Genomic DNA, 6,917 nt, shown 5'->3' on the forward strand with positions numbered 1-6,917 from the left:
CCGCGGCAGCCGCCGCCGCAGCATCCGCGGCTGCCTTGGAAGCCGCAGCCGCCTCCACACTCGCCTGCAAAACCCCCAGCGCCCCCGCCGCATCAACCCGCCGCGCCGGATCAGGCTCCGTCATCGCCTCGATCAGCGCACCGAGCGCCCCCGCGTTCCGCATCGTCGGCAGCGCCTCGGCCGGGTGCGGCGCGTAGCCCTCCACCGCCTCGAACAGCGCCATGCCCAGCGCGAAGATGTCGTTCGCCGGCGTGGCTCCCGGCGCGACGCGGTCGCCGACCAGCAGCGCGGTGCCGTCGTCGGTCAGCAGGATGGTGTACGGGTTGATGTACCCGTGCACCGTCCCGGCCGCCAGCGCCGTCAGGACCGCGTGCGCGATCAGCGCCACCCGGCTCGGGTCCAGCGGGATCACCGCCTGCTGCGCGATGCCGGTGCCCGGATCGTGCAGCACGTCGTGCAGCGAACGTCCGCGGACCTGGCGTCCGGCGCCCTGATGACCGGGCTGGGACCCGCTCGCGTCCATAGAAGCTCGACACCCCCGCATATGGTCGTGAGGGAACAGGATACTGACCCCCGCCACGCTCGTTACGCCACCCGGGCGATCCCCATCCGGCCCTGTCAACCTGCGTCCGCGCGCCGATCCCGCGATGATCGCCTCTGAGTGAGCGATCGATCATCGGGAGCGACGTTGGTGGGCAGTCCGGACACAGGCACCGATTACGCGGCACCCCGGGAAGACGGCTACGAAGACCCGCCGCCCACGCGCCGCGACCGCCTCAAAGCCTGGGGCCCCCTTCTGATCCCGGTGGTGGTGTTCGGCGGCATCGCGGTATTCGTCTTCGCCGGCCTCGTCGGCATGATGAAGACCAAACACGCCCCCGACTACTCCGCCTCCAGCTGTTCCCCCAGCGACCCGCACAAAGTCCTGGTCGAGGTGAACACCGGAGCGACCGGCAAAGCGATCGGCGACGCACTGTTCAACGCCGGCGTGGTCCGCAGCACCCAGGCCTTCATCGACGCCGCCGGCCACAACCAGGCCTCGCGCGACATCAGCACCGGCACCTACCGCGTCTGCCCCAAGATCAGCGCCGCGACCGCGATCACCGAGCTGCTGAACTCCGCCAACCTCTCCCCGGACTCGCTGGTCGAGGTCCGCCCCGGCGACTACAGCTGGGAGACGCTGAAGGCGCTGGCCAAGAAGCGCGAGTGGGACAAGGACGACCTCCAGCAGCTCATCGACACCAACCAGATCGGCCTGCCGGCCTGGTCGAAGAGCGCTGACGGCCGCTGGACCGTCGAAGGCATGCTGGAGCCCGGCCGCTACACCCTCACCAGCTCCGACACGCCGCAGGGCGTGCTGACCTCCATGGTCAAGGCGCGCGTCGACGAGCTCACCAAGCTCGGCCTGACCTCGAAGGCCTCCGCGCTCCGATGCGCCCCGGCCCGCCAGTGCACGCCCGAAGAGGCCCTGACCATCGCGTCTCTGGCCGAGGCCGAGGTCACCAAGGCCGACCCGGACGGCCGCGAGGTCTCCGAGGCGGTCCAGAACCGGCTCAGCCGCGGCGACTTCCTCGGCGTGGACGCGACCACCAAGTACTGGCTGAGCCTGCAGGCCGGCAAGCGGATCGGGGTCACGGCCCGGGAGGTCTCCGACCCGACCGACCCCTACGCAACCGGCGGTCACAAGGGCCTGCCGCCGACCCCGGTGAGCATTCCCTCCAACCAGATGATCGCAGCGGTCCTCACTCCGGCGACGGAGCGTTGGTACTACTGGTGCGCCAGCGGGGACGGCACGAAGTTCTTCAAGGAATCCGAGAAGACCCAGTTCAAGCAGACCTGCCTGTCCCACTGAGCGAGATGAGATCGAGATGAGATCGAGGTGAGATGACGATGGAGCAGACCGACCAGGCGCAGGCCATCGCCGCCGGGTACACCTTCGACGCCCCGACCCTGGATCTCGGTGCCCTGATGGCCGACGGCACCCCGGATCCCGAAGTCCAGATCCGCATCCCGCTGGCCATGCTCACCCGCCACGGCTTGGTCGCCGGGGCCACCGGCACCGGCAAGACCAAGACCCTCCAGGGTCTGGCCGAGCAGCTGTCGGCGGCGGGCGTCCCGGTGTTCCTGGCGGACATGAAGGGCGACCTGTCCGGCATGGCGGCGCCCGGTGACGGCAACGAGAAGCTGACCGCCCGGACCCAGGCGCTGGGCCAGCAGTGGTCTGCGAAGGCCTTCCCGTGCGAGTTCTATGCGCTCGGCGGCGAGGGGACGGGCATCCCGGTCCGCGCGACGGTCTCGGCGTTCGGGCCGACGATGCTGGCCAAGGTGCTCGGCCTGAACGCGACCCAGGAGTCGTCCCTCGGCCTGGTTTTCCACTTCGCCGACACCAAGAACTGGTTGCTGCTGGACCTGAAGGACCTGCGCAGCGTCCTGCTCTACCTGACCGGCGACGAGGGGAAGGCGGAGCTGAAGGCGATCGGCGGGCTGTCGCCGCAGACCGCCGGCGTGATCCTGCGCGAGCTGACGGCGTTCCAGGCCAAGGGTGCCGAGCCATTCTTCGGCGAGACCGAGTTCGACGCCCTCGATTTGATCCGGACCACGCCCGACGGTCGCGGCGTGGTGTCGCTGCTGGAGCTGCCCGGGGTGGCGAGCCGTCCGGAGCTGTTCTCCACGTTCCTGATGTGGCTGGTCGCCGAGCTCTTCGAGCGGCTGCCGGAGGTCGGCGACGTGGACCGGCCCAAGCTCGTGTTCTTCTTCGACGAGGCGCACCTGCTGTTCAACGGTGCCTCCAAGCCCTTCGTCGCGGCGATCACGCAGGCCGTGCGGCTGATCCGGTCCAAGGGCGTCGGCATCTTCTTCGTCACGCAGACGCCGAAGGACGTGCCCGGCGATGTCCTGGCACAGCTCGGGAACCGGGTCCAGCACGCGCTGCGGGCCTACACCCCCGACGACGCGAAGGCGCTGAAGGCGACGGTGTCGACGTTCCCGAAGTCGCCGTACGACCTCGCCGAGGTGCTGCAGAACCTCGGCATCGGCGAAGCGGTGGTGACAGTGCTGTCGGAGAACGGTGCGCCGACGCCGGTGGCGTGGACCCGGCTGCGGGCTCCGGAGTCGCTGATGGCCGAGGCGGATCCGGCGGTGGTGCAGGCGATCGTCAACGCCTCGCCGCTGCTGGCGAAGTACGGTCCGGCGATCGACCGGGAGTCGGCGTACGAGATTCTTGCCGCGAAGGAGCTGGAGGCGCAGCTGGCGGCCGATGACCGACGCAGCGAGGCCGAGGTGGCGCAGGCCGAGCGTGAGGCTTCCCGGAGCCGCACGAGTCCGGCGGCCAAGGCGCCGCCGAACCTCATCGACCAGTACCTGGGATCAGGCACGGTCAAACAAGCCGTGAACACCGCCGTGCGCGAGCTCACCCGAAGCATTTTCGGAACGCGCAGGCGCCGGTGAGGCGTGCCCGGCCGCCACGCGCTGCGTGCTCCGCTCCAGCGCGGCCGACCAGATCGCGAGGAGCAGCGCCGATCCGGCGAGCACCGCCCCGACCCAGTTCGGCGCGGTGTAGCCGAAGCCGGCGGAGATGACGACGCCGCCGAGCCACGCCGACAGCGCGTTGCCCAGGTTGAAGGCGCCGATGTTGACGGCCGAGGCCAGCGTCGGCGCGCCGTGCGCCTGGTCCAGGACCCGCTTCTGGAGCGGCGGGACGGTCGCGAAGCCCAGCGCCCCGATCAGCAGGACGGTGACCGCGGCCAGGCCCTTGTTGTGCGCGGTGACGGTGAACAGCGCCAGCACCACGGCGAGCCCGCCGAGCGCGGTGAACAGCATCGGCATCAGCTTGCGGTCCGCGTACCGGCCGCCGACCAGGTTGCCGAGGAACATGCCGGTGCCGAAGAGCACCAGCAGCCAGGTGACGGCGCCGTCGGAGTAGCCGGCGACCTTGGTCATCATCGGCGCGATGTAGGTGATCGCGGCGAAGACGCCGCCGAAGCCCAGGACGGTCATCGCCATGGCCAGCACGACCTGGGTGTTGCGGAAGGCGGCCAGCTCGTGCCGCAGGTGCGTGCCCTCGGGCCGGGGCAGCGGCGGCACCAGCTTCGCGATGCCGAGCAGGCCGGCCACGCCGAGCGCCGCGACGATGGCGAACGTCACGCGCCAGCCGATCGCCTGACCGACGAACGTGCCGAGCGGCACGCCGACGATGTTCGCGACGGTCAGCCCGGTGAACATCGCGGCTATCGCGCCGGCCTTCTTCTCCGGCGCGACCAGTTCGGCGGCGACGACCGAGCCGATGCCGAAGAAGGCGCCGTGCGCCAGCGCGGTGACGATGCGGCCGACGAGCATCAGCTCGAAGGACGGGGCCGCGGCCGAGATCAGGTTGCCGAGCACGAACAGGCCCATGAGCAGCATGAGCATGGTCTTGCGGCCGAGCTTGGTGCCGAGCGCGGTCATCACCGGGGCGCCGGCGACGACGCCGAGCGCGTAGCCGGTGACCAGCAGGCCCGCCGAGGGGATCGAGACGCCGTAGTCGCCGGCGATCTCCGGGAGCAGGCCCATCGGGACGAATTCGGTGGTGCCGATGCCGAAGGCGCCGATGGCCAGGGCTAGGAGCGCGAGAGGCATGGGGTGGCCCTCCAGGCGGTTGCGGGGTTGGTGCGGTCGTGGCGCGTGGGTTGTTGGACGCGTGAGCTGTTGTTTGAGCGGCTTACGGGCTCCAACAATAATTGCAACCGCATGTACTTGCAAACGCAACGATTGCACGCGCGGTATATTGCTGGGTGAGACAGGAAGGAGCGGACAGCGATGACTGTCGCGACTGAAGACACGGGTACAGACACGGGCACGTGCATCCCCGACGTCGCTGTTGCCGACGCCGTCATGTCCGGCCCGGCCAAGGGCTGGTACGCGCTCTCGCTCCTGCAGGGCCGCGTCGAGACGCACATCGAGCGCGCTTTGCAGGCGCGCCACGACCTGAGCGCCCGGGAGTACTCGCTGCTGGACGTGCTGAGCTACCAGCACGACGGCGAGGGCGGCCACCTGCGGATGACGCAGGTCGCGGAGGCGGTCGTGCTGAGCCAGAGTGCCACGACGCGCCTGGTGACGCGGCTCGAAGACCGCGGGCTGCTGGAGCGCTACCTCTGCCTGACCGACCGGCGCGGGATCTACACGAACGTGACGGCCGCCGGGCTGGCGCTGCTGGCCGAGGCGCGGCCGACGCACGACGTCGCGTTGAACGAGGCGTTGGAGAGCGCGAGCGCGGATCCGCGGCTGGCGCCGCTGGTGGCCACGGTCGAGGAGCTGAACCGGACGGCGACCTGCTGATTTCGGTTGTGCCCGGGCAACGCGCGCCAGGTCACTGACGCGGCCGCAGATCGGCCACGTACCGGAACGCGACCACCGCCCCCACGAACTCGACCGCGCACCCCACCGCGACCGCCGTCCGCAACCCGTGCACGAAGTGCGGCCCGCTCGCCGCTCCGGCGGACGCCACGGCGAAGACCGTCCCCTGCACCGCCACTCCCAGCGTCGCGCCGAACATCCGGGCCAGGTTGGCGATTCCCGACGCGAGTCCGGCCAGGTCCGCCCGCACCGCCGATACCGCGACGCCGACCACCGGGCCGGTGTTCAGTGCCAGCCCGACGCCTATGACGGTGAACGCGAGCTCCAGCACCAGCAGGTTCGCGTCGGCCCCGGCCACCGCGAACACGAGCACGCCCGACCCCATGCACGCCATGCCGGCCGTCATCGGCAGTCGTGGCCCGTGCCGCGTCACCAGCCGTCCGGTCAGCGGCGAGAGCACCGTCGCGGCGACCGCCAGGGGCAGCATCGCGAGCCCGGCGCCGAGTGGGGACGCGCCGCGTTCCTGCTGGAACATCAGGCTGGTCAGCATGAACAGCCCGTACATCCCGAACGTCATGCACGCCGCGACCACCACCGCGACCGGCAGCTGCCCGCGGCGCAGCAGGCTCAGCGGGATCATCGGCTCGCGGTGGCGGCGCTCGGCGGCGACGAACGCCAGCGGCCCGGCCACGCACCCCGCGACGCACGCGAGCGTCGCCGGCGAGGTCCAGCCCAGCTCGCGCCCTTGCACGGCGACGAACGTCAGCAGCCCGAGCGAGGCGATCGCCAGCACCTGCCCCAGCGGGTCCAGCGTCCGGGCCCGCGGGTTGCGCGACTCCGGCACGTGCCGCAGCGTCAGCACCAGCGCCGCCGCGCCGATCGGCACGTTGACCCAGAAGATCGACTGCCACCCCAGCGTCTGCACCGCCAGCCCGCCGAGCGTCGGCCCGACGGCCAGCCCGCTGCCGGCCACGATCGACCACGCGGCCATCGCCCGGTTGCGCTCCCGCCGCCCGGGAAAGGCCGTGGCCAGGATCGCAAGACTCTGCGGCAGCATCATGCCGGAGCCCACGCCCTGCCCGACCCGCCCGGCCAGCAGCACCGGCAGCCCGGGCGCCAGCGCGCAGACCATGGATCCGAGCACGAACACCGCGACGCCGAGGCGGAACAGCCGCCGCCGCCCGAAGCGGTCGCCGAGCGTCCCGCCGGTGAGCAGGAGCGCGGCGAAGGTGACGTTGTAGGCGTCGACGACCCACTGCAATCCGGACAGGCCGCCGGAGAGGTCGTGCCGGATCGCGGGCAGCGCGAGGTTGACGGCGGTGGTGTCGACCTGGCCGAGGAAGAGGGCCAGACAGGTCGCGAGGAGGGTCACGCCGGGGCGGGCGAGCGCGTCCGGACTGGCGGCTGCGGCGGCTGCGTCGGTGGTCGTCGCAGCTTGGGTTGTCGACATACCGCGACGCTAAGAGCGACCGAGGATAGGGGTCATTTCAGGCGTCGAGTGGTGGGTCGTGTGTCCCATCGGTAGCGGGTGCGGGCTTCCCGGATGAGTGCACGGACGGTGACGAACGCGGCGGCGAGGTAGAGGT

Annotated in this window: 6 protein-coding genes and 1 pseudogene; 3 read left to right on the plus strand and 4 right to left on the minus strand. The window is 70.9% G+C overall.

Annotated elements, in window-relative coordinates; translation table 11 throughout:
• Positions 1-523 (minus strand): protein kinase family protein (locus tag GWK61_RS51450; RefSeq protein WP_499704234.1); only part of this gene is annotated, 523 nt, incomplete at its 3' end.
• Between the two features lie 168 nt (positions 524-691).
• On the opposite strand from GWK61_RS51450, the gene GWK61_RS51455 reads away from it, so the two are divergent.
• Positions 692-1,852, plus strand: a complete 1,161-nt coding sequence (locus tag GWK61_RS51455; protein WP_194921413.1) for an endolytic transglycosylase MltG — start codon at positions 692-694, stop codon at positions 1,850-1,852.
• A gap of 32 nt (positions 1,853-1,884) precedes the next feature.
• A complete protein-coding gene (locus GWK61_RS51460) occupies positions 1,885-3,447 on the plus strand; it encodes a helicase HerA-like domain-containing protein (RefSeq protein WP_194921414.1) in 1,563 nt (520 codons plus the stop codon).
• Here GWK61_RS51460 and GWK61_RS51465 read toward each other — a convergent pair.
• Complete coding sequence (locus tag GWK61_RS51465; protein ID WP_194921415.1) at positions 3,367-4,614, minus strand: MFS transporter; 1,248 nt, start codon at positions 4,612-4,614, stop codon at positions 3,367-3,369. The genes GWK61_RS51460 and GWK61_RS51465 overlap by 81 nt on opposite strands.
• 255 nt (positions 4,615-4,869) lie before the next feature.
• Between GWK61_RS51465 and GWK61_RS51470 the strand changes: the two genes are divergently transcribed.
• The gene (locus GWK61_RS51470; RefSeq protein ID WP_194921423.1) at positions 4,870-5,313 is read left to right on the plus strand and encodes a MarR family winged helix-turn-helix transcriptional regulator; all 444 of its coding nucleotides are present in this window, start codon (positions 4,870-4,872) and stop codon (positions 5,311-5,313) included.
• 31 nt (positions 5,314-5,344) lie between these two features.
• On the opposite strand, the gene GWK61_RS51475 is transcribed toward GWK61_RS51470, so the two are convergent.
• Entirely contained in the window at positions 5,345-6,781 is a 1,437-nt protein-coding gene (locus tag GWK61_RS51475) for an MFS transporter (protein WP_194921416.1), read from the minus strand.
• Between the two features lie 32 nt (positions 6,782-6,813).
• A pseudogene (locus tag GWK61_RS51480) lies at positions 6,814-6,917 on the minus strand (IS5/IS1182 family transposase); the annotation flags it as partial.

The organism is Catenulispora rubra (assembly GCF_015356825.1).
Classification (GTDB): Bacteria; Actinomycetota; Actinomycetes; order Streptomycetales; family Catenulisporaceae; genus Catenulispora; species Catenulispora rubra.

Coding starts and splice junctions, on each gene's coding strand:
- GWK61_RS51460 (WP_194921414.1), top strand. CDS start 1,885: ATGACGATGGAGCAGACCGACCAGGCGCAGGCCATCGCCGCCGGGTAC.
- GWK61_RS51465 (WP_194921415.1), bottom strand. CDS start 4,614: ATGCCTCTCGCGCTCCTAGCCCTGGCCATCGGCGCCTTCGGCATCGGC.
- GWK61_RS51470 (WP_194921423.1), top strand. CDS start 4,870: ATGTCCGGCCCGGCCAAGGGCTGGTACGCGCTCTCGCTCCTGCAGGGC.
- GWK61_RS51475 (WP_194921416.1), bottom strand. CDS start 6,781: ATGTCGACAACCCAAGCTGCGACGACCACCGACGCAGCCGCCGCAGCC.